This is a genomic window from Baaleninema sp. (genome assembly GCF_049974805.1).
Taxonomy (GTDB): domain Bacteria; phylum Cyanobacteriota; class Cyanobacteriia; order Cyanobacteriales; family Geitlerinemataceae; genus Baaleninema.
Map to the genome: position 1 here is coordinate 25,912 of NZ_JBNGCO010000001.1, position 22,001 is coordinate 47,912.

Consider the following 22,001-nt stretch of genomic DNA (forward strand, 5'->3'; position numbering starts at 1 on the left):
ATTTTTATAAAAATTGTCGAGCTTTGATAAGATTGGTTAAATTATCCTTCTATCAGATCCCCCTAAACCCTAGCTTTTTCTGGGTTTAATGAGTTATATTCATGAATTGATAATTAGATATTGTTTTGACGGGTAGTTTTGCGACGAAAAGGATTTTACAATTAATTATTTTACAATTAATTTAAAATTATTTAAAATCAACCGAAACTGCAATCGAACGGCGGGTAATTTTATCCGGTATTTTTTGGCAGCAGTCGGAAGGAATCCGGTTCTTCTGAGATTACGGTGTCATTTGTTAATTTAAATATAAAATCTGGGTAGGGTCGGACTGGGTATAAAATCCGCCGATCGCCTCAAACTCCGAATACCCAGGAATCCTCGAGATTTCAGGGGACGATCCCGGATTGCGCTTGTTCTTTATTGACGAAACGCTCTAATTTTTTAGACCATTTTTTATACCATCTTCCGAACAGGATTTACTTAAAACGATTCTCGATCGAATTTTAGAACGCTATGGGTAAGAAATGGATATTCCGCTTCAGGGTATTTTGCGATCGCAATTAATTTAACGAGCGGCGGCGTCGATAATACATGACAATCGATTGGCAATTTATCAAGGTTTTGTCATACCAAAAGTATGGATTTGACGGCGCGATCGATTGGCGTTTTACGCTGGAGAATAGAGAGCCATACAGGAGGTCGATCGCAGTCTATTTTTGCCGGATATAGACGTTAATTGACGGGTGCATTTCCGGCGTCCGTTCGAGTAAATCCAAGCCGTAAAAGAGTTTTTAAAAGCAATGCGATCGCCATAAATTTAGCTGTTATTTTCACCCACCCCCAACCTCTCGATATCCTCGGTGTCTCTGAGGGTGAAAACACCAATTGAGGCTAAGCCAAATATTTCCCCGCCCACTGCGTCAAATCCCGTCCCTGAATCGCCGCCGCCATCAACTCCGGAAACCAATCCGGCGTACAAGCAAAACAGGGAACGCCCAAAGCGGTCAATCGTTCGGCATTCCCATGAGAAAAATCGGGGGCGCCATCGTCGTTTAACGCCAAAAGCGTCACCATCCGAACCCCCGATCGCACTAAATTTTCGATACGATCGAACAGAGCCTCAACATTCCCCCCTTCAAACAAATCGCTAATTAACACCAAAATCGTATCGAGAGGGCGGTGAATCTGGCTCTGACAGTAGGCCAACGCCTGTTGAATGTCCGTTCCGCCGCCGAGTTGCAGTCCAAACAGCAGATCGACCGGATCGCCGAGATCCGCTGTCAAATCCACCACCGACGTATCGAACGCCACAAAACGGACGTTGACCGCCGAGAGGGACGCCAAAACCGCCCCAAACACGCTGGCGTACACCAACGAGGTGGCCATCGAGCCGCTTTGGTCGAGACACAGCACGATATCCTGAAGAGACGACCGTTTCCGACCGTATCCAACGAGGGTTTCGGGAATTATCGTGCCGTATTCCGGTCGATAGTGCTTCAAATTCGCGCGAATGGTGCGATCCCAGTTAATCTCTCGATAGCGGGGTCGGCGGTTGCGACGGGCGCGATCGAGACTTCCGACGACCGCTTGACGGGTGGTTACAGCCAGACGGCGGTTGAGGTCTTCGACCACCTGACGCACCACCTGACGGGCAGTTTCTCGAGTTTCGACGGGCATGGCATCTTTGAGGGCGAGTAAGTCCCCCACCAAACGCACGTCCGGTTCTACCTGGTTCAGAAGCTCCGGTTCGAGGAGCATTTGCCGCAAATCCAGACGCTCGATCGCATCTTGTTGCAGGATTTTCACCACAGAATTGGGAAAATAGGATCGGATGTCACCAAGCCAACGAGCGATATTGGGAGAGGAACTTCCTAAGCCCCCGCGACGGTCCGAGTCGTACAAAGCTGATAAAGCGCGATCGAGTGCCTTATCGCGAGGGTCGAGTATTCCGTCGTCGGTTGTCCCTTCCTCGGCCTCAGAGCCGAGAACCAACCGCCAACGACGCCGATCTTGGGAGTCTGAAGTGGAAATCACGGGCAATATTGCTTGAATTAAGTATTAATTGTTGTGGGGCGCGAGTTACGAGTCCCCGGTAAATCTATACAATTTAGGCAGTAGGTATCCTTCGATACGCGATAGTTTTCTGGTTCCATCGGTGCATCTCGTTTCTGTTACAGACTGGTCGTCTTCTTCCACTCCGGCATGAAATTACGCAAAAAAACCTTACTCATCGTCGGTGCGGCGTTGGTGGCGCTCAATTTAATGTTATACGCCACATCTTCGTTCGTTTTGCTGCGCGACTTCGATCGCCTTGAAGAACGATACGTTCGCCAAGATGTTGTCCACGCCCTCGGTGCGATCTCCTCGGAAATTGCCAGTACCAACACTATGGCCCGCGACTATGCAGAGTGGGACGATACCTATGAGTTTATGAAAACGGGCAATCGAGAGTACGTGCGATCGAACCTCGTCGATTCGACGTTTTCTTATCTCAATCTTAACGTAATGGTTTTCGTCGATGGCGAGGGAAAGATTCGATTTAGTAAAGGATTCGATCGCCGCCGTCAAACCGCTGCGCCCCTACCGGAAGACTTGACGAGCCACCTGCAACCGGACAGTCCCCTTCTGCACCACGACGATCCCCAAGATAGCGTCAGCGGCATTCTCAAACTCGAGCGGGGGGCGATGACCGTAGTCTCCCGTCCCATCGTCACCAGTAGCGCCACCGGCCCCTCTCGAGGCAGCCTCGTGGTCGCGCGAGATCTCGATCGCACCGAAATCCAAAAAATCGGCCACCGCACCCAACTCTCCCTCTACCTTTACGATGTCAGCGATGCCGAGCTTCCCGAAGACGCCCGACAAGCCCTGGCGACGATCGATCGCGGCGTCAATATCTGCCAAAGCGCGACCCAACTGGCGGGAGACTTGGAACTCGACAGCCACGAGATCGCCATCGTTCCCCTAACGGCGAACCCCGACCCTCCTCCCCCGGACTCGAGACAGGAAACCACCGAACCCTCCTTCTGGCGATCGCCCCTCCCGCCGACCAATGTGGCGTTTTCCACCAAGGAACGAATTGCCGGATATACCCTCCTCAACGACATCTACGGCCAACCCACCCTGTTATTGCGGGTGGATTCCCCTCGCGTCATTTACCAACAGGGTCAAGCCAGCCTGAAATACTTCACCGTCATCCTCTCCGGGGTGGGCTTCGCCTTTAGCGGCTTGACGTTGCTGTTAGTGGAAAAACTGGTGCTGTCGCCCTTAGCGTCTCTCACCGAGAGTGTGAGTCGCGTCGGCGATCGCGGCGATTTGGAGATGCGCCTCGAACCGGTCGGTCAAGACGAACTTTCGAGCTTAGCCCAGAGTATCAACAAAATGCTCGACGCCTTGGGTCGATCGCAGTCCGAACGGCAGGAAACCGAGGAACGCTATCGCCTAATGGCGGAAAACTCCACCGATCTCATCGCCCGCCAGCGTCCCGATGGAACCTTTATCTACGCCTCCCCCGCCTGCGAGGTTTTGTTGGGATACAAACCCGAAGAACTCGTCCACAAACAGGCGCGGGATCTCGTTCACCCAGAAGATTTAGAGAGTTTCCTCTCTTCGACAGTGGAAGCGCTCTCGTCTCCGGCAGCCCTCACCATCAGTTACCGCATTCGCCACAAAGACGGCCATTACGTTTGGTTCGAGACCACCAGTCGCGCCGTCTGCGACCCCAACACCCAAGAAGTGCGGGAAGTGGTCACCGTTTCCCGAGACATTACCGAACGCAAACTGGCCGAAGAAGACCTGCGGGAAAGCGAAGCCTCCATTCGCGCCATTTACAAAGTCACCTCCTCTCGCCAGCTCGATTTCGAGGAGCGGTTGCAGGGATTGTTGGAGTTAGGACGCCAGCGGTTCGGTATGGAAATCGGGATTTTGTCTCGGATTGAAGACGATCGATTCGAGGTGGTGGTCGCCCAATCTCCCGAGAACGCGATCGCACCGGGGGATGTGATGGATTTGGAAGAGACCTACTGCTATCGCACCATCGAAGCCCAAGACCCCCTGTACTTCGAGTTTCTGCTCATGTACGGGACGAACGTACCGCCGAAATACGGGCCGTTCCGCATTCAAGCCTATATCGGTACGCCGCTGGTGGTGGCTGGAGAAGTCTACGGAACCTTGAGTTTTTCGAGTCGGATTCCCTTACGCGACCCCTTCAAACCGGTCGATCGTGAAATCCTCAAACTCATGGCTCAGTGGATTGGCGGAGAAATCGAACGGCAACAAACCGCCGCCGACCTAGCCCGCACCCGCGATCGCGCCCTGGCCGCCACCCAAGCCAAAAGCGAGTTTCTGGCCACCATGAGCCACGAAATCCGCACCCCCATGAACGCCGTCATCGGCATGACTGGCTTGCTGTTAGATACGCCCCTCTCGCCAGAACAGCGGGATTTTGTCGAAACCATTCGCAGTAGCGGCGATGCCTTGCTGACGATTATCAACGATATTCTGGACTTTTCTAAAATCGAATCCGGCAAGCTCGAACTCGAACAGCATCCGTTTGATTTGCGGGCTTGCGTCGAACAATCCCTCGACTTACTGGCCTCGAAGGCATCTGGGAAAGGCTTGGAACTGGCCTATCTCATGGACGAGAACACCCCCGTCAGCATTTGCGGCGACGTGACCCGAGTGCGGCAGGTCTTGGTGAACCTGCTGAGTAACGCTGTGAAGTTTACTGACGCCGGGGAAGTGGTGATCTCGGTGACGGCCGAAGCCCTCGAGGGAGATCTCGAGTGTACCCGTTGTAACGGTCAGGGAAACGACGACCTTCCTCTCTACGAGATTCAGTTCTGCGTGCGCGATACCGGAATCGGCATTCCCTGCGATCGAATGCACCGCCTGTTCCGCTCCTTTACTCAGGTGGATTCCTCTACCACTCGTCAGTACGGCGGTACCGGACTCGGACTCGCCATCAGCAAACGCCTTGCAGAAATGATGGGCGGCCGGATGTGGGTCGAAAGTATGGGGGTTTGTACCGGAGATCCTCCAGAAGACTTCGCGATTACCACCTGCGCTGAAGATCGCGGCTCGATTTTCTATTTTACGACGGTTGCCCGCACTGCCCCCGCCCCCGCCGCCTTCGAGAACTTCGCTCCCGAAGTGGAACTGCGAGACAAGCGGCTGTTGGTGGTGGACGATAACGAGACCAACCGTAAAATCCTCGCTGTGGCAACCCACGGTTGGGGTATGGACACCCACACTCTCGCCGACGGTTATGCAGCCTTAGAGGTGTTGGAATCCGAACCGCCCTTCGATTTGGCGATTCTGGATATGCAGATGCCCAAGTTGGACGGGTTGAGTCTGGCGCGGAAAATTCGCCAGCGGGAGAAAGGGAAAACGCTGCCGTTGGTGATGCTGACCTCGATGGGGTCGGACGTGAAGGATGCCAACGTGGATTTGGCGGCGTTCCTCAACAAACCCATCAAACACTCGCAACTTTACGATGTACTCGTTAGCGTTTTGCAGGGGCGGCCGGTGTTGCGGGAATATACCGAAGCCCCGAAACTGGACGTTCATTTAGCCGAACGTCTACCCTTAAAGATTTTGGTGGCGGAAGATAATGCGGTCAACCAGAAGGTGGCTACGCAAACCCTGGGACGTATGGGCTATCGTGCCGATGTGGTCAGCAACGGGTTGGAGGTTCTCGATGCCCTCCAGCGCCAGCATTACGATGTGGTGTTGATGGACGTGCAGATGCCGGTGATGGACGGTTTGGAGTCGGCGCGGCGTATTTGTCGGAAATGGTCGTCCGAACGTCGGCCCTATTTGATTGCGGTGACGGCCAACGCCATGCAGGGCGATCGCGAAGAGTGCATTCAAGCGGGAATGGACGATTACATCAGTAAACCCATTCGCGTAGACGAACTGGTGGACGCCCTGAGTCGCTGTCCGGTGGCCAGCCATCTGGATGCGGCGGAATTGACCAACGGCAACGGGCCGAGTCCCTCTGTGGGCAACTGTACGGAGTCCTTAACGTCGCCGTCTCCTTCGCCTAAGCCGGAAGCTTACGCCACGCCGTTGAACGAGAAAACGTTGGAGGATTTACGGGAAATCGAAGCGTTGGAGGAGTTGATCGAATTGTATTTCGAGGAAGCCCCGAAATTGCTCGATCGCATCGACAGGGCGATTCAAACGGACAATGCCGAACTCTTGCGAGATGCCGCCCACTCGATGAAATCTACCAGCGCCGCCCTCGGTGCGATGCCCCTCTCGGACATTGCCAAGCAACTCGAACGCATTGGCAAGGAAGGGGAGTTAGCGGATGCGCCGTCTCTTTGGACTCGCCTACAATCTCAATACCAACGCACCATCGAAGCCCTGGAACGGGAATCTCAGGTGACGGAAGCATCGTGATTTAGAGGGGGAAATTGGGAAATTGGGAGATTGGGAGAGGGGGAGAGGGGGAGACTTGGGGAAATTCTCATTACCTCATCATCCCATCATCCCATCATCTCCCGATCACGACGCCACGACGGAAGCGTGGGGACGGGCGAAAATCATGCGTCCGGCGGAGGTTTGTAGGGCGCTGGTGACGACGACTCGCATTTCGCTGCCGATGGCGTCGGAACTGTCTTCGACGACCACCATCGTCCCGTCTTCGAGATACCCCACCCCTTGGGCGGGTTCTTTCCCGGTTTTGAGGATTTTTACCTCGAAGCTGTCGCCGGGAAGGTAGGACAACCGCACCGCTTGGGCGAGGTCGTTGACGTTGAGGACGGGGACTTTTTGCAGGGTGGCGACTTTGCTGAGGTTGAAGTCGTTCGTCAGCAGGGTTCCGTTGATTTCTGCCGCTAGTCGTACCAGTTTGGCATCGACGGTCATGGGTTCGTCGTAGTCCGCTGGGTGGATGGCGATGCGATCGGGGTAATCCTCTTTCATTTGGTTGAGGATGTCGAGACCCCGGCGTCCCCGTACCCGCTTGCGATCGTTCGACGCATCGGCCACCTGTTGCAGTTCTTCGAGGATGAACTGCGGGACGAGAAACTGACCTTCGATAAAGCCGGTATCCAGCAGGTTTTGAATGCGGCCGTCGATAATACAACTGGTGTCGAGGATTTTCGTGGCGGCGGGTGTGAGCGTTCCTTCGGCTACCATCAGGGTTTCGACGCTGTTGGGGTTGAGCAAGCGCAAAAACGCTCGGCCGTGGGTGTCGGCGAGGGTGACGCCGAGAAATCCGAACATGACGCTTCCTAGGACGGCGAGGAAGGGTTTGATGAAGGTAAAGTCTTTGGGAACGGGAACCAGGAAGACCGGCGCCAACATGAGGTTGGCTACGAGTAATCCTGCCACTAACCCGATCGCTCGGGTTAGCAGGACTTCGAGGGGCATTTCGCGAATGTTGGCTTCGATGCGGCGGTAGGTGGTTTGCACCGACAGGCCGATCATTCCGCCGACAATTGCGGTGAAGCTGGCTACGACCCAGCGCAAGCCGTCAATGTTGGTGACTTGCTGCATCGCACTACCCGGAAGCAGTTCGATACTGTAGAAGCCGATGCCTGCTCCCGCTATGATGAATGAGATGATGATGAGTGCGTCGAGCATCGTTCTAGCCGATTAGACGAATCGATCGGAGCGGAAAACGTTTCGGGGAAACGTTGGGGGTTTGAGAGGGAGAATGGTTCTCTGGCTCTCAAAAAAATTTGACATGGGTTTATTATAATGGTCGATCTCCCTGACGATCGCCCTCGATTTTAGGGGGCAAAACCGAACTCGTCTCGGGCCTCTGTTCTTTGACGAGTTGTCTGAGATAGGGTTGGTGTTGGAGAGCGAGACGGTCTTGGGGAAACTACAACGATACGATCGACCGTTCCTCAAATGTTGTTGATTTTTTGGGTTGAAATCCTCGATCGAGTTTTGGGATTGGATTTTTGTTGAACTTTTCTAGAACGGTTTACGATACCGTTAAGGCTGGGGACAATTGGCGTCAAATTGCTGTGACGCCGCCTGTTTCGGCTTACGTTCACGTCCCGTTTTGTCGGCGACGCTGTTTTTATTGCGATTTTCCGATTTCGGTCGTCGGCGATCGCAAACACGGTGAGAATTCTCTGACGGTTCAAAGTTATGTGAAGCGTCTTTGTGCGGAGATTCAAGCGACGCCGCCGCGCGATCGACCTCTGGAAACGGTGTTTTTCGGCGGGGGAACGCCGTCTCTGTTGTCGGTGTCTCAGCTCGATCGCATTTTAACGACTCTCGATCGACACTTCGGTATCGTCGGCGACGCGGAAATCTCCATCGAGATGGATCCCGGTACGTTCGATCGCGCGAAACTTCGCGGGTTTCTCCAGGCGGGAATTACTCGCGTCAGTTTTGGCGCCCAGGCGTTTCAGGACGAGTTGCTTCAATATTGCGGGCGATCGCACTCGGTGGCCGATATTTACGCTGCGTTTAATCTGTTAGATACCGAAGGTGTCGCCAACGTCAGTTTCGACCTCATGTCGGGACTTCCCCACCAAACCCCCCAGCAGTGGGAAGACTCCCTCGACGCAGCGTTGAAACTCAATCCAGCCCATTTATCGCTGTACGATTTGATTCTGGAACCGGGGACGGTGTTCGATCGCTTCTACAAACCGGACGCCGAACCCTTCCCCGACAGCGAAACCGCCGCCAATTTCTACCGCCTCGCCCAGCAGCGATTGACAGCGGCGGGATACGGTCGTTACGAAATTAGCAATTACGCGAAACCGGGGTTCGAGTGTCGCCACAATCTCACTTATTGGTTCGATCGACCCTATTACGGTTTCGGACTCGGGGCGACGAGTTATGTCGGCGGTCAGCGGTTCGCCCGTCCCCGCACTCGCAAGGATTATGCTGACTGGGTGGAACGATACGTCAATTCTGGCGGTGAAATCGAGGGGGAAAGGGTTTCCGACAGCGATTTGATTTTGGAAACGCTGATGTTGCGGTTTCGCTTGGCGGAGGGGCTGGCGATAGACGAGTTACAGCGAAACGTCACCGAGGAGACGTTAAAGCGGTTTTGGCAGGCGATCGATCCGTATTTAAACTGTGGTTGGATGGAGGTTTATACCGCAGAGAATTCGTCAGAAGATGTCTCAAACGACAAGGAACACCGCCGAATTCGACTCACCGATCCCGAAGGGTTTTTATTCTCAAACGTTATTTTAGCGAAGCTGTTCGATAAACTGGAATCTGTTGCTGAATTGCCATAGTGTTTTTTACAGATTTACGACTTTTGCGCGATATAAAAAACGTAGCCGTATTCGTCGGAATGTCGGCGATATAAATCGATTTCTTGCTGTTCGCTCTCGATTATCGCCATCGCATCGGCGTCGTTTCCATACTGTTCTCGCAACATCGATAGTTTGGGTTCGATCGCGCTGTAATAGTTATCCAACCAGTCGGATTCCGGAAGTACGAAATGACCGATTTCTCGATATCCCGCCCGAGCAATACTGTTTAGATTTGTGGCAATATCTTGCATTTGGGGATAGTTTGTGTTCCAGAATTGGGCGGCTTCGTCTGAAACGGGCGATCGCAGCCAGGAAATTTCCGTCACGGCGACATATCCCTTCGGTTTGAGAAAGGATTTCCAGTAATTTAATCCCGCTTCAAATCCAATGTTGTAAATCGCACCTTCGGACCAAATTAAATCGAATTCACCTTCAGAAAAGGGCAAATTGGACATATCAAGGTTGCGGGTCAAAATGCGATTTTGTAAGTCTAATTTTTGGACTTGGTTCGAGAGGCGATCGATGTAGGGTTGATGGGTATCGATCGCCGTAATCGTCCCCTCTGTCAACCGAGCTAAATCTAAGGTTTGCATTCCCGGCCCACAGCCTACATCGAGGATATTTGGCGACGAACTTAACTCGTCCAACATCGAAAAGGCTTTTTGCGTCGATTCAAAACTTCCCGGACTTTCTCGCGGGTTGTTACTGTGAATTTCAAAAAATAGCTGTTCTTGTTCGAGGTCGTTCATGTTTTTAGGAAAAGACTTTAACAGATATTTGATAACAGATATTTAAAATTTGTCGGTTGGGTCGAGGGAAGTCAAAACCCAACCGACGCAACTAAAATTATAGCATTATAGCGGCGGTTGCGCCCCGAATCCAAAAGGATTTTGCTTGAGTCGGATCTCAAAAATGAGATTTGAATTCAACAAATCGAATCGAAATTATTAGATCGATCGCGCCCCCGGTTTCTTAACGTTATAGGCTTCGTGAGACAACACCGACTGCGGAATCGCCACGCCGCCGTTATCGTGACAAATCATGCGATAGTTGCGCGTAATCGGAATACTGATAATCTGGCGGTTGTGACGCAGCCGTTTTCCGCCGAAGTCACGGTAATTTCGATCGTCGTTTAAGCCTGCAATAATATCGCGAGCTTTCGTCACCACATGGGGCGGTAAAGTGCGAAGGTCGATGGGATCGTTATCGAACGTGGCTTCCCATTCTCGCTTCTCTCGCTGTTTTTTCGCCCGAACCTGTTCCTTTTGAGTTTCTAGAACCTTGGCTTGGGCGCATCGATGGCACACTTGACCGTAACCTTTGTGACCACAGGGAAATGTTTTCTTGCGTCTTCTAGGCATAGACCCGCCAAACTGACTTCGTTCGCATCAGGCACGTACTTCGTGCCGAACAGTCGCAAATGGAACGTTACATTGCGATTGTTTTGAAAATTAAGTTAACTTTCATTGTAATTCATCAGTTGAGGTACTCTTGCCGGTCTAATTAATTCCTATATCTTGGCAATATCCTCGTAAATCTCGAAACCCTTGGTAGCATAGGCTCCGAGCCTGTAAATTTTTCCATAACTCACTGACGAACGACGATATGACTCAAACCGTTTGGATTGCACGCCACGGCCATCGCTACGATTTCGAGCGTCCTGAGTGGTTTGAAACTGCTACGAGGCGTTACGATCCGCCGTTATCCGCGAAAGGGGTACAGCAAGCGAAGGAACTCGGAAAACGGCTTCAAGGAGAAGGGATCGATCGCATCGTCGCTTCTCCGTTTCGACGCACCGCAGAAACGGCGTATCACGTCGCCGAAGCCCTCGATCTCCCGATTTATCTGGAATGGGGAATCTGCGAGTGGCTCAATCCCGACTGGATGACGGAAATGCCGGAAACTGCGCCAATTGAGGAGTTGAGCGCCGATTTTCCTCGGATCGATCGCACCTATGACTCTCGAACCACCCCAACCTATCCCGAAACGCCCGAATCCGTCTGTTGGAAACGAACCGGAGACACGGCGAAACAACTCATCGAGGAGTTTTCCGGAAACCTGCTGTTGGTGGGACATGGCGCGACGCTGATGGGAATCGCCAAAGCCTTGATGGGAGGCGAACCGGAGATTCGCGCGGCGTTTTGCGCGGTGTTAAAATTCGTGCGTTCTGGGGACGGTTGGCGCATGGAACTCAACGGCGATACGTCCTATTTGAGCGAAAGTGAGTCGAAGATACGATTTAATTAAGCTGGGTCTATCCTTCTGAAGTGCGATCGAACTTTTTATGAGTGTTGTTTTAGCTGGCGATATCGGCGGTACGAAAACCATTTTGCGCTTAGTTCGCGCCACGGAAACCGATACCGCGTCCGAAGCCGTTCCCGAATTGGAGGTGTTGCACGAAAACACCTACCCCAGTCAGGACTACCCCGATTTAGTCCCCATCGTCCGCGAATTTCTCGCCGAAGCGGGAGATGACGCCACCCCCAAACGCGCCTGTTTCGGAATCGCCGGGCCGGTGGTGGAGAATACCTCGCAACTGACCAATTTAGCTTGGTCGCTGGACGGAACGCGGCTACAACAAGACTTACAGCTCGATCGCGTCACCCTGATTAACGATTTCGTCGCCGTCGGATACGGCGTCTTAGGACTGCAAGGGGACGATTTACACAGTCTGCAAACCGCAGAGGCGAAACCCGAAGCTCCGATCGCAGTCATTGGGGCGGGAACTGGGTTAGGAGAGTGTTTTCTCATCGGACGGGGCGATCGCGCCTACGTGGGGGCGACAGAAGGCGGACATAGCGATTTCGCACCGCGATCGACCCTCGAATTCGAGCTACTCGAACATCTCAAAACCGCCAAATCCATCGATCGCGTTTCCGTCGAACGGGTGGTATCTGGTCAAGGAATCCTATCGATTTACGAATTTCTGTGCGATCGCCACTTTGCAGACCACCCCAACGCCCGTAAAATGCTCCAAGAGGCAGTACCCGCCGCAGCGATCGCCAACGCCGCCATCGACGAAACCGACGACATTTCCCAAAAAGCAATGGAACTGTTCGTCTCCGCCTACGGCGCAGAAGCCGGGAACCTCGCCTTAAAACTACTTCCCTACGGCGGACTCTACATCGCCGGAGGAATCGCCGCCAAAATCCTCCCCCTACTCCATCGCAACCAAACCTTCCTCAAATCCTATCTCGACAAAGGCCGAGTCAGTCCCCTTCTCAAACAAGTTCCCATCCACATCGTCCTCGAACCGAAAGTTGGCCTCATCGGTGCCGCCATTCGTGCGGCGATGATGGGATGATGGGGTGATGGGGTGATGGGGTGATGGGGGTGATGGGGTGATGGGATGATGGGGTGATGGGGTGATGGGGTGATGAGCAATGTACATTGGCGGTGCGTGACAATTTATAGGTCTCACGATCGACACCCTATTTTTCAAGTCACGCACCCTACCAAAGCCCCACCCCATCATCTCATCATCTCATCATCAATTCCTGCTGGCTTTCGCCTTCAACTGCGCCGCCATCGACTGTAAAAGGCGTTTTTCTCGTTTGAGTTTTTCCTCTAAAGCCTGAATTTGTTCGCGGCGAGTTTCCAGTTCCACAGTTCTCCTCGCTAAATCTTGACTTTGGAGAGTCAGCGATTGACGCCACTGTTCGGCGCGTTCGGCTTCTTTTTGTAAAAATTCTGGCGTAAACCCTTTTCCGAGATATTGGGTAATTAACCCCAACACCCACTCTTTGGCTTCTTTAACGCTTTGGACCTGGCGGTTCGCACCCACATCTGCTAAGACCAATACACCCTCGCTGTAGGCGTTCGAGTCCACTTCCACGGTTTCGTCACCCGACAAAACAGCCCAGGTTTCATCGGGTCGTCTGCGGGCTAAAAGTCGTAAGACTGTCTTACCAAGCAAACCTTTTTTCGTAACCTGGGCTAAATGTAGCATAGGGCGATCGCTGTTGGGTTAGGAGGTATCTTAATGCAAACCATACCGCACGATCGCCGGGATTTTGGGTCAAATTGGCGGTTTTTGCGACTGTTTTTCAGGTCGTTTTGACAACCTTACAGCCGACTCAACCGATCTTGTAACATGGCGACCTGCGTTTCAGCTTCCGCTAAAGCGTCCCGCGCCCCTTGGACGACGGCTTCTGGGGCTTTGTTGACGAAGTTGGGATTTCCCAACCGTCCGGCGTAGGACTTGACTTCGGCTTGGGCTTTCTCGAGTCTTTTTTCTATTTTGGCGCGAATTGCATCGATGTCCACAACTCCGGCCAAAGGAATTAACACTTGTACTGTACCCACAACGCCCGCAATGGTTTTTCCGGAATCGCCATTGAGGTTTTCGGCAATTGTAAGCTGGTCTTGACCGACTCGCGCCAGGTTTTCGATGTAAGGTGCGCCTTGGGTTAAAATGTCCCGTTCGCGATCGCTATCGCTTTGTAACATCGCCGCAATGCGAACGCTGGGTTTGATTTCCAATTCGGCGCGGAGGTTTCGCAGGGTGCGAATGGCGCCAATCACGAGGTCGAACGCTTCTTCTAAATCGGGATCGATCGCAGACTCCTCTGTTTTAGGATACCCTTGCACCGCCAAACAGGTTTCTTCTCCCGTTTGGGTCAAAGTGTGCCAAATTTCCTCAGTAATATGGGGGAGAAACGGATGCAGCAGTTTCAAAATCCCGTCGAGGACGAAAGCCAGGGTTTGCTGTGCGACGCGCTTGGTATCGGCGTCGTCTCCCTGTAAGCGGGGTTTGACGAGTTCGATGTACCAGTCGCAGAAGTCGCCCCAGATGAATTCGTACAGTCCCTTAGCCGCTTCTCCCAAGCCGTAATGACTGAGGTAGTCGTCGGTTTGACGAACCGTTTGGTTGAACCGCGACAGAATCCATTTGTCCGCCAGTTCTAACTTATCTGCGTCGGGATGTCCCAGTTGTTGAGGTGTCTGTTCCTCCAGGTTCATCATCACGAACCGCGCCGCGTTCCAGAGTTTGTTAGTGAAGTTGCGGGAAGCTTCGACGGAGGCGGATTCGTCTTTCTTTCGATCGTACTCTAATCGAATGTCCTGACCCGCGCCCGCCACTTCTCGAATCATCGTATAGCGCAGAGAATCCGTCCCGTATTTATTAATGAGTAACAGCGGGTCGATGCCGTTTCCGGCAGATTTGGACATTTTCTTATTGTTTTCGTCCCGAACTAAGCCGTGGATGTAGACATCCTTAAACGGCATTTGTCCGGTAAAATGTCCCGCCATCATCGTCATCCGGGCAACCCAGAAAAAGATGATATCGAAACCCGTCACCAGGGTTGTGGTGGGATAGTATTTCGCTAAATCTTTCGTTTCGTGAGGCCAACCCATCGTTGAAAACGGCCACAATCCCGAAGAAAACCAGGTATCTAACACATCGGGGTCGCGCACCAATTCCACATCGTCGCCAAATTGAGATTTCGCCTTTTCTAAGGCTTCTTCGTCGCTTTTCGCCACCACGAAGGGGGTGCTGTCGGTGATTTCGCCGTTCGTTTCGCTGACAGCGTACCAGGCGGGAATTTGATGTCCCCACCAAAGCTGACGGGAAATGCACCAGTCTTTCAGGTTCACCAGCCAATCGCGATAGACCTTTTTCCAGCGTTCGGGGACGAAGTGAGGCGCGTCGGATTCGTCGAGACAGTTGAGGGCGAAGTCCGCCAGGGGGTCGATTTTGACGAACCACTGGGTAGACATGAGGGGTTCTACGGGAACTTTACCGCGATCGCTGTAGGGAACGGTGTGGCTGTAGTCTTCGACTTTGACCAAAAAGCCTTCTTCCTCAAGGCGTTTGACGACGTTTTTCCGCGCCTCGAAACGGTCTTGTCCCTGGAACTCGCCTGCGTTCTCATTGAGCGAGCCGTCCTTATTCATTATGTTAATTTTGGGCAGTTGGTGCCGTTGCCCCATCTCGAAGTCGTTGGGGTCGTGGGCGGGGGTCACTTTCACGCATCCGGTGCCGAATTCGCGATCGACCAGTTCGTCGGCGATAATGGGAATCTCCCGTTTCATCAACGGCAACGTCACGGTTTTCCCGATAATGGACTGGTAGCGATCGTCTTCGGGATTCACCGCCACCGCCGTATCGCCTAACATGGTCTCGGGGCGCGTCGTCGCCACTTCCACATATCCCGAACCGTCACTGAGGGGATAGCGGAAATGCCACAGATGACCTACCACTTCTTTCTGTTCGACTTCCAAATCGGACACCGCCGATTGACTTTCGGGACACCAGTTAACGAGATAGTTTCCGCGATAAATCAGTCCTTCGTTGTAGAGGCGCACGAAGGCTTCTAACACCGCTTCCGAGAGTCCTTCGTCCATAGTGAAGCGTTCCCGCGACCAATCCACGGACACCCCCAAACGGCGAAGTTGGTTGACGATTTTTCCGCCGGATTCGATTTTCCATTTCCAGGCGCGTTCGAGGAATTTTTCCCGTCCGAGTTCGTGGCGATTCGTTCCTTCAGCTTTGAGTTGCTGGTCGAGAATGGTTTGGACGGCGATGCTGGCGTGGTCGGTTCCCGGTAGCCAAAGGGTGTTGCGTCCCTGCATCCGGTGGTAGCGAACCAGGGTGTCGATGAGCGCACTTTCAAAGGCGTGACCCATGTGCAAGCTTCCCGTCACGTTCGGCGGCGGTATGACGACGCAGTAGGGTTCGCCGGGGGCGTCGGGGTCGGCTTTAAAGACGTGGCGGTCTTCCCAGTATTGTTGCCATTTGGCTTCGGTTTCGGTGGGGTCGTACTGCGAGGGAAGATTGACGGTCATCGTTAAGGTCGCGACAGTGAGTTTACGAAAATATGCAATCTTTTCGATTGTACCTTGTGGGGATGTCGGGGGGATGCGATCGGGGGATGCGATCTTTGGGATGAGATAGGGGGCGAGATAGGGCTGAAAACGGGCTGTTTCTGATGCGATCGATCCCACCCTTGCCATCCTCTCTGCCTGAACCTTGTGTTTATAGCGGTCGCCCTGTTCCGTTCGACCCTGCTGTAGACTCGCTTTTCTCTCCCTCGGAGCAGGCGAAATCCGGTGGTTTTGTGAACTTTTGTAATAATTCAGGACGTTTGACGTAAAACTCGCCGTTTTTTGCCGAGAGATATATAGAGCCTCTTAAGAGGTGACACCATCGTTTCTCTAACTCTGAACTGTACTGGTTTGGAGGAGGGACAAGTCACAGTTGGTGAGGAGAAACCAAATCATCATGAGTTAGCCATATTTATACGTAATTCGATCGACCTAACATTTAAGTAGTTTTTCGTAAATACGAGAGTTAAATGTCAGGTTTTCTTAATAGGTGAAAGTCCAAATTCTTTCATTATTGTTTTGCTGCTTTTTTTTAATTTAAAAAGCATTAAATTTTTATAAAAAACACCAGTTATGGCTTGATTGCCTATAAAATAAAGGATATAAAAAAATGAGTTCTTCACGGGGCAGTTTTGGGGTTATAAAACCTCGGCGATCCGTGAAAAGATCGAGATTATCAAGCCCTTTTTATGACGAGAATACAAAAGTGATTTAGCACTGCTGTAGATAGAGGTGTCTAAATACTGAGGATTTCTAGGGTTCTAAATGGGGGCTTATATGGTTTTCTTGAAACTACTGAATACAGCAAAGAAGAACTAGAATCACCAATAAAATCTAAAGCAATCACAACCCAAAACTAACCATGTCACACGCTAGTAATGTTTCAAAAGCACGAATTTTAAAGTGGGTTTCTGGTGGGCTAGAAGCGGCTCTTGGTATTCCGGTTTTAGGCGGAACAATAATTGTAAGTCTTGCTTGGACTCCACTCATTGTTACCTTAGCCTTACACATTGTTACCGTTGTGTTATCTAAGCAAGAGAATCGTCCGATCGCGGGCAATGTTCTCGGTATTGTGACATCTTGTATCGGATGGATTCCTGTTGTGGGCATGATTATGCACATTATTACTGCGGTCTTTGTCTTGGTAGAAGCGGGTTCTAATAAAACCCTGGATTCGCGTAATTGATAAGCATTGCCGGGTGCATCCCGGGGATATGGCTCACACTTAAATACATATTGCATGTATTTTGTCAATCCCCGATCTCGAAAAGTTTTCTGCACCACTGAGAGGCCGCAAGTGCTTGAGAACCAGTCGATCGAGGAGTTTGGGGGGTTGCGGTGTTTCGATCGCTCCAGCTACGGTAAAAGTCTCCAATATGGAGTATTATCCCACAACTGTGGGATAACCTCATAAGACCGAGGTGAAACGCCCGCTTGTTCGCAAACATTTCTATATCAAAGATATGTTTGTTGAATTTTCAGTCACTTTTGAACAGGAGGATGAAGAGTGGATCGGATTGTAGATAAAATTGCTGCGTTAGGAGTGCCTGGTTTAGTTCTTCTAGTTGCTATGGCTGTTACAGGTTGGGCTGGCGCAGCAGCAATTACAGCCGCTTTAGCTATGCTTGGTGGTCCTTTTGGGATGTTAGGAGGAATTGCTGTACTTGGAATTTTGGCATTAATCTCTCAAGGGTTAACAGAATATGGATTTGAAAAAATATTTCAGGCAGTTGTAGACGAACTTCGCAGGCAGGGAAAGTCCATATATGATATTGAAAGAGAAGTTTTATCATATCCTATTTCACAAGATCTCAAGTTAAAAATAAAAAATTATCTTCAAGAAATTGACGAGAAAAAATGAGTAATTATTTTGAGAGATTTGCACGTCAGTTAGCCCAAGATGCTTTCAAAAGAACAGGAGAATTAATCATTGACGTTTGCCACGATCGAATCCCTGTTCTAAAACCCGCGATTGAAGAGTTACAGAATGGAACTCGTCGTTATCCTAAGTCAAAAACTTCCCAAAAGGAAAGAGTGATTCGCGATCGCTTGGCTGCAGGAATGTCTGGTAGTCGAACCGAAGTAAAAACTGCTACGGGAAAGATTGACATTCTGACAGCTTCTCAAGTAATCGAAGTAAAAAATGTTAGGCAGTATAAACACGCGATCGGGCAAGTTCTGAGCTACAGCCATTACTATCCCAAGCACGAACGATGTATTTACCTGTTTGGTAAAGTTTCTGCGAAACAGCGTAGATCGATTGAGAAGGAATGTAAGACGGCTAAAGTTACAGTTGTATTTGTGTAGTTGCCTATTGTGTCTCATCATTCAGTGCAGGGGACGGACGGGCGATCGCCGATCTTATAAGTTGGGTCGATCGATCCCGTAAAAGATTATTATCCGACAGGTACTCCATGTGAATTACACTCGATGTCGATGAATCCCTGGTCAGTGAAGCATTACAACTCACTAACCTGAGTACGCAAGAAGATTTGATAAAAGAAGATTTGATAAATCTTGCCTTGCAAGAACGGGTTTGATCGCGCCGCAAGAAAAACCTTCTCGACTTAGCCGGGAAAATTCAGTTCGCTTCCGAGTTTGATCGTAAGGCTCTACCTGCAACTCGTCTGTTTCAGGAGTCCGCGATCGCTTTTTGGCACGGTAAAATGGAGTAGATACACCGTTCCACGAGCGATCGCATCATGTCTGAAACCACCGAAAATCGGGGTTTGTAAGGGGTGGTCGGGGAGCCGCTGGCTTCAGACATGGGGAGGAACGACCACCCCTTACATAGACAGCCGAGCGCAGCAGCGAGTCATTTGTTATCTGCAACCCATTTCTGGTTTTCAATGTATTGCCTGACGATGGCGATAGGGGCACCCCCAACCGTTGCAACAAAGTAGCTGTTTGTCCAGAGGCTCGGCAGCCTTCGCTTCAACCAGGGGAACTCACTTCGCAGCAGCCTGGATGAGCGACCCTTTAGCTGCTTGACAATCCGGTGTATCCCAAATTGTGGGTCGCAGTCAATAAGCAGGTGAACATGGTCAGGCATGACTTCCTGTTCAACAATTTCAAAACCCAGCTCTTCAGATAGCTCCAATGCAATTTGCTTGAATCGCTCGTCAACACCATCCGTCAAAACCGGACGACGGTATTTTGGACAGAACACAACATGGTATTTGCAGCTAAATACAATGTTCTTGTTGCTTTTGTAGTTCCTTTGACTCATTCGTGATAATATTAGATAGACTCTATCAATCTATCATCATGCCCCGCAAGTCAACCCCAACATTTGTGACCGATATTCCTCTGGTGGTCACCCCATCAGAGGAGCGGGTGCTGCTGGCTCGACTGGAAGCAGGGCGTCAACTCTATAACGCCTGCTTAGGTGAGGCGATGCGTCGCGTCCGACTGGTGAAGCAGTCCAAGCTATTTCAATTCGCTCAGTCCCTCCCCAGGACGGTAGACGGTAGAGCCAACAAAACGCGCAGTGATGCGTTTAAGTTCGCCTGGGATGCGCATGAGTTCAGCGATTACGCGCTCCAGGGCTATGCAATCAAGATCCGTAATGGCGGCAATGGTTGGATTGGGGTGCATATTGATGCGGATACCGCTCAGAAGCTAGGCACCCGTGCGTTTCGTGCCGCTCGAAATGTGATGCTTGGACGCTCGAAGCGAGTCCGGTTTAAGGGCATCAACCAGATGGACTCCCTCGAAGGGAAGTCAAAGCGGTCACCGATGAAGTGGCAAAATGAAACCTTCATCTGGAAGGGGTTGGCGTTACAGTCCTACATCGACCGCAACGACCCGGTAATCCTGCATGGTCTGAACAGTCCCGTGAAGTATGTGCGCCTGGTCAGGCGAAAGGTAAACGGGAAGAACCTGTTCTATGCCCAACTCATCAATGAAGGAAAGCCTTTTCAGAAGCCAAAAAACAGGATTGGCGGTGATGTTGTTGGGGCAGACATTGGCCCATCAACGATTGCGGTGGTGGGAGAGGATGAGGCATTTCTGGAGCCGTTCTGTGATGCACTGGCCGACGCATCGAAGGTCATCGCACGACTGCAACGGCAGATGGCACGACAGCAGAGGGCGAACAACCCGGACTGCTTTGAGTCGTCCCGGTGTGACTTGCCCAAACCTGGGCAGAAGCACGGCAAGCGTAAGCTAGGTCGGTCTATCAAGGGGAAGAGGCACGTCAACCAATCGAAGCGCTACATGAAGACCAGGACGCGCAAATCAAATATTGAACGGAAGTTGAGCGCTCACCGCAAATCGCTCCAGGGTGAGCTAGTGAACAGAATCTTGTCTATTGGGAAGTTCATCAACATTGAGAAGCTTTCCTATCGGGCATTGCAAAAGATGTTTGGTCGTTCAGTGGGTAAACGTGCCCCTGGAATGTTTGTCGAACGGCTGCGGCAAAAAGCTGAAAATGCTGGCGGCAGCGTCAATGAATTTCCAACCCAAACGACGAAACTATCCCAGCGCTGTATATGCGGACGCATCAACAAAAAGCCCCTCTCTCAACGGGTACATGCCTGTGAGTGTGGGGTGGTGTCTCAGCGAGATTTATTCAGTGGATATCTCGCTCGGTTTGTCGATGCAGATGGCTGCTACCAAGCGGAAGCCGCTCGAAGCGGATTCCTGGGTGCGGACTCGCTCCTATGGTCGGCTTGGCAGCAAGCGGGAAACCAGTATAGACAATCTTCGATTGGCCGTCCTCGGATTGCCAACGTTGCGGCAGTGCCAGCGTCAGAGAAGAACGACCGGGAAGCATGGTTGAACCCTGATAAGAGGCTGGATGGTGTAGGTCTATCCGAGAGCCAGTCAGAGTCAGGTGGATTCCATGAACCCCCGCCCTTCTAGGGCTGGGGAGATGTCAGAGCAGAACGGCAACATCTCATTGAGAGAATAAACGATCTACCTGATGAAGTGATAGGAGAGTTAGAAAATTTTCTGGATTACTTGCATTATAAAACAGCCCAGTGCAAGGAAATCGACAGTTCTCAGCAAAATGTCCTGCTCAGCATTGCAGGGTTAGGTGAGTCTGGACAACAGGACGTTTCTGAGTCTGATGAGGAGATTTTACGCAATGAAATCGATCCCATTTATGGCTGGAACAACCAGCCAAACGATCGCTCGTGATGGCAATACTCGACACAAGTTTTCTGTTTGCCTTAACCGATCGCAGCGATCGCAACCATCAGCGGGTACTGACTGTTGCTCAAAGTGCGAACGAGCCATTGGTGCTACCTGTCGTTGTTTTTGGGTCTCCGCCGTTTGCGGGGGAAAATGTATAGCAAAATACAAATACCTGGAGAATCGAGAGCCAAAACCCCTGAAATCTCGTGAAGTCAGTTTTTCTGTCACCCTAAACGGCGAAGAGCCTTGTTTTTCCTGAAGTTTGCTATCTCATTGCATCGAGATTGGGACATCCAGCAATGCGCCGTTTTGTGTCCAGAATGACATCTGATGCGGTTCGAGTTGAGTCGATGACTACAGAAGATTTGGTGCGAGTGCATCAGATATTGGAACAGTATTCTGATACTCAGCTTGATTTTACAGATGCGGCGATCGTTGCGATCGCAGAACGGCTAAATATCGCTCGCGTTTACACGCTCGATCTTCCTTCGAGATTTTTCGATCGTTCGTCCAAGCCATTGCGATTACTTTGAGTTATTCCCCTGAACAACCAGCTAACCCTGTAAAGCCGCGGACGGGTAACAGGCGGCACTTTCCGCTAGGCATCCTGTTGGTTCAGTTCTTTCCCCATCAGATAGCGATCGCACCTTTCGGTTAACCAATCTTTTCAAGTGAAAAATAGGTATTGCCAGTCAGTAGATAGATTGAGAAACGCCATATTTAGCCGCCTGAAAACCTCAGCTAGACTAGAGCTATAGTCAATCCGTCAATCTAGCTTTGCACGAACGGGTTCGA

18 protein-coding genes are annotated in these 22,001 nt (G+C 51.4%); 11 read left to right on the top strand and 7 right to left on the bottom strand.

Translation table 11 applies throughout. From position 1 onward, the window contains the following. Positions 1-891: 891 nt before the first annotated feature. A complete protein-coding gene (locus tag ACP5D4_RS00110) occupies positions 892-2,034 on the bottom strand; it encodes a VWA domain-containing protein (protein WP_428009575.1) in 1,143 nt (380 codons plus the stop codon). A 168-nt stretch (positions 2,035-2,202) separates the two neighbouring features. On the opposite strand from ACP5D4_RS00110, the gene ACP5D4_RS00115 reads away from it, so the two are divergent. Continuing rightward, positions 2,203-6,402 carry a response regulator gene (locus ACP5D4_RS00115; RefSeq protein ID WP_428009576.1) on the top strand — a complete coding sequence of 1,400 codons (4,200 nt, stop codon included), beginning with the start codon at positions 2,203-2,205 and terminating at the stop codon, positions 6,400-6,402. A 105-nt stretch (positions 6,403-6,507) separates the two neighbouring features. On the opposite strand, the gene ACP5D4_RS00120 is transcribed toward ACP5D4_RS00115, so the two are convergent. Further along, a complete protein-coding gene (locus tag ACP5D4_RS00120) occupies positions 6,508-7,590 on the bottom strand; it encodes a PIN/TRAM domain-containing protein (RefSeq protein ID WP_428009577.1) in 1,083 nt (360 codons plus the stop codon). 326 nt (positions 7,591-7,916) lie between these two features. Here ACP5D4_RS00120 and hemW point away from each other — a divergent pair, with 326 nt between their 5' ends. Further along, on the top strand, positions 7,917-9,215 hold the full coding sequence (gene hemW, locus ACP5D4_RS00125; protein ID WP_428009578.1) for a radical SAM family heme chaperone HemW: 1,299 nt from the start codon (positions 7,917-7,919) through the stop codon (positions 9,213-9,215). A gap of 14 nt (positions 9,216-9,229) precedes the next feature. On the opposite strand, the gene ACP5D4_RS00130 is transcribed toward hemW, so the two are convergent. Together ACP5D4_RS00130 and ACP5D4_RS00135 are read right to left on the bottom strand one after the other, a co-directional pair. Then, positions 9,230-9,985, bottom strand: a complete 756-nt coding sequence (locus ACP5D4_RS00130) for a class I SAM-dependent methyltransferase (RefSeq protein ID WP_428009579.1) — start codon at positions 9,983-9,985, stop codon at positions 9,230-9,232. 198 nt (positions 9,986-10,183) lie between these two features. Beyond that, positions 10,184-10,597, bottom strand: a complete 414-nt coding sequence (locus tag ACP5D4_RS00135; RefSeq protein WP_428009580.1) for a DUF7682 family zinc-binding protein — start codon at positions 10,595-10,597, stop codon at positions 10,184-10,186. Between the two features lie 244 nt (positions 10,598-10,841). Between ACP5D4_RS00135 and ACP5D4_RS00140 the strand changes: the two genes are divergently transcribed. Further along, positions 10,842-11,483: a histidine phosphatase family protein gene (locus ACP5D4_RS00140; protein ID WP_428009581.1), complete on the top strand. Its 642-nt coding sequence runs from the start codon at positions 10,842-10,844 to the stop codon at positions 11,481-11,483. Between the two features lie 37 nt (positions 11,484-11,520). Further along, the gene (locus ACP5D4_RS00145; RefSeq protein ID WP_428009582.1) at positions 11,521-12,540 is read left to right on the top strand and encodes a glucokinase; all 1,020 of its coding nucleotides are present in this window, start codon (positions 11,521-11,523) and stop codon (positions 12,538-12,540) included. Positions 12,541-12,726: 186 nt separating this feature from the next. Here the strand turns inward: ACP5D4_RS00145 and ACP5D4_RS00150 are convergent, their stop codons facing one another. Then, positions 12,727-13,185, bottom strand: a complete 459-nt coding sequence (locus ACP5D4_RS00150) for a hypothetical protein (protein WP_428009583.1) — start codon at positions 13,183-13,185, stop codon at positions 12,727-12,729. 116 nt (positions 13,186-13,301) lie between these two features. Next, positions 13,302-16,025 (bottom strand): valine--tRNA ligase, encoded by a 2,724-nt coding sequence (locus ACP5D4_RS00155; protein ID WP_428009584.1) that lies wholly within the window; start codon positions 16,023-16,025, stop codon positions 13,302-13,304. A 901-nt stretch (positions 16,026-16,926) separates the two neighbouring features. On the opposite strand from ACP5D4_RS00155, the gene ACP5D4_RS00160 reads away from it, so the two are divergent. From ACP5D4_RS00160 to ACP5D4_RS00175, 4 genes are all read left to right on the top strand, one after another. After that, positions 16,927-17,250, top strand: a complete 324-nt coding sequence (locus ACP5D4_RS00160) for a hypothetical protein (protein WP_428009585.1) — start codon at positions 16,927-16,929, stop codon at positions 17,248-17,250. A gap of 321 nt (positions 17,251-17,571) precedes the next feature. Continuing rightward, positions 17,572-17,925: a hypothetical protein gene (locus ACP5D4_RS00165; RefSeq protein ID WP_428009586.1), complete on the top strand. Its 354-nt coding sequence runs from the start codon at positions 17,572-17,574 to the stop codon at positions 17,923-17,925. Then, positions 17,922-18,371: a hypothetical protein gene (locus ACP5D4_RS00170; protein ID WP_428009587.1), complete on the top strand. Its 450-nt coding sequence runs from the start codon at positions 17,922-17,924 to the stop codon at positions 18,369-18,371. Before ACP5D4_RS00165 ends, ACP5D4_RS00170 begins: the two co-directional genes overlap by 4 nt. A gap of 113 nt (positions 18,372-18,484) precedes the next feature. Next, positions 18,485-18,604 (top strand): type II toxin-antitoxin system VapB family antitoxin, encoded by a 120-nt coding sequence (locus tag ACP5D4_RS00175; protein ID WP_428009671.1) that lies wholly within the window; start codon positions 18,485-18,487, stop codon positions 18,602-18,604. A 275-nt stretch (positions 18,605-18,879) separates the two neighbouring features. Here the strand turns inward: ACP5D4_RS00175 and tnpA are convergent, their stop codons facing one another. Continuing rightward, entirely contained in the window at positions 18,880-19,293 is a 414-nt protein-coding gene (gene tnpA / locus ACP5D4_RS00180) for an IS200/IS605 family transposase (RefSeq protein ID WP_428009588.1), read from the bottom strand. 65 nt (positions 19,294-19,358) lie between these two features. On the opposite strand from tnpA, the gene ACP5D4_RS00185 reads away from it, so the two are divergent. From ACP5D4_RS00185 to ACP5D4_RS00195, 3 genes are all read left to right on the top strand, one after another. Then, positions 19,359-20,930 (top strand): zinc ribbon domain-containing protein, encoded by a 1,572-nt coding sequence (locus ACP5D4_RS00185; RefSeq protein WP_428009589.1) that lies wholly within the window; start codon positions 19,359-19,361, stop codon positions 20,928-20,930. Positions 20,931-20,996: 66 nt separating this feature from the next. After that, the gene (locus tag ACP5D4_RS00190; protein WP_428009590.1) at positions 20,997-21,209 is read left to right on the top strand and encodes a hypothetical protein; all 213 of its coding nucleotides are present in this window, start codon (positions 20,997-20,999) and stop codon (positions 21,207-21,209) included. A gap of 296 nt (positions 21,210-21,505) precedes the next feature. Beyond that, complete coding sequence (locus tag ACP5D4_RS00195; protein WP_428009672.1) at positions 21,506-21,739, top strand: PIN domain-containing protein; 234 nt, start codon at positions 21,506-21,508, stop codon at positions 21,737-21,739. Positions 21,740-22,001 lie beyond the last annotated feature (262 nt).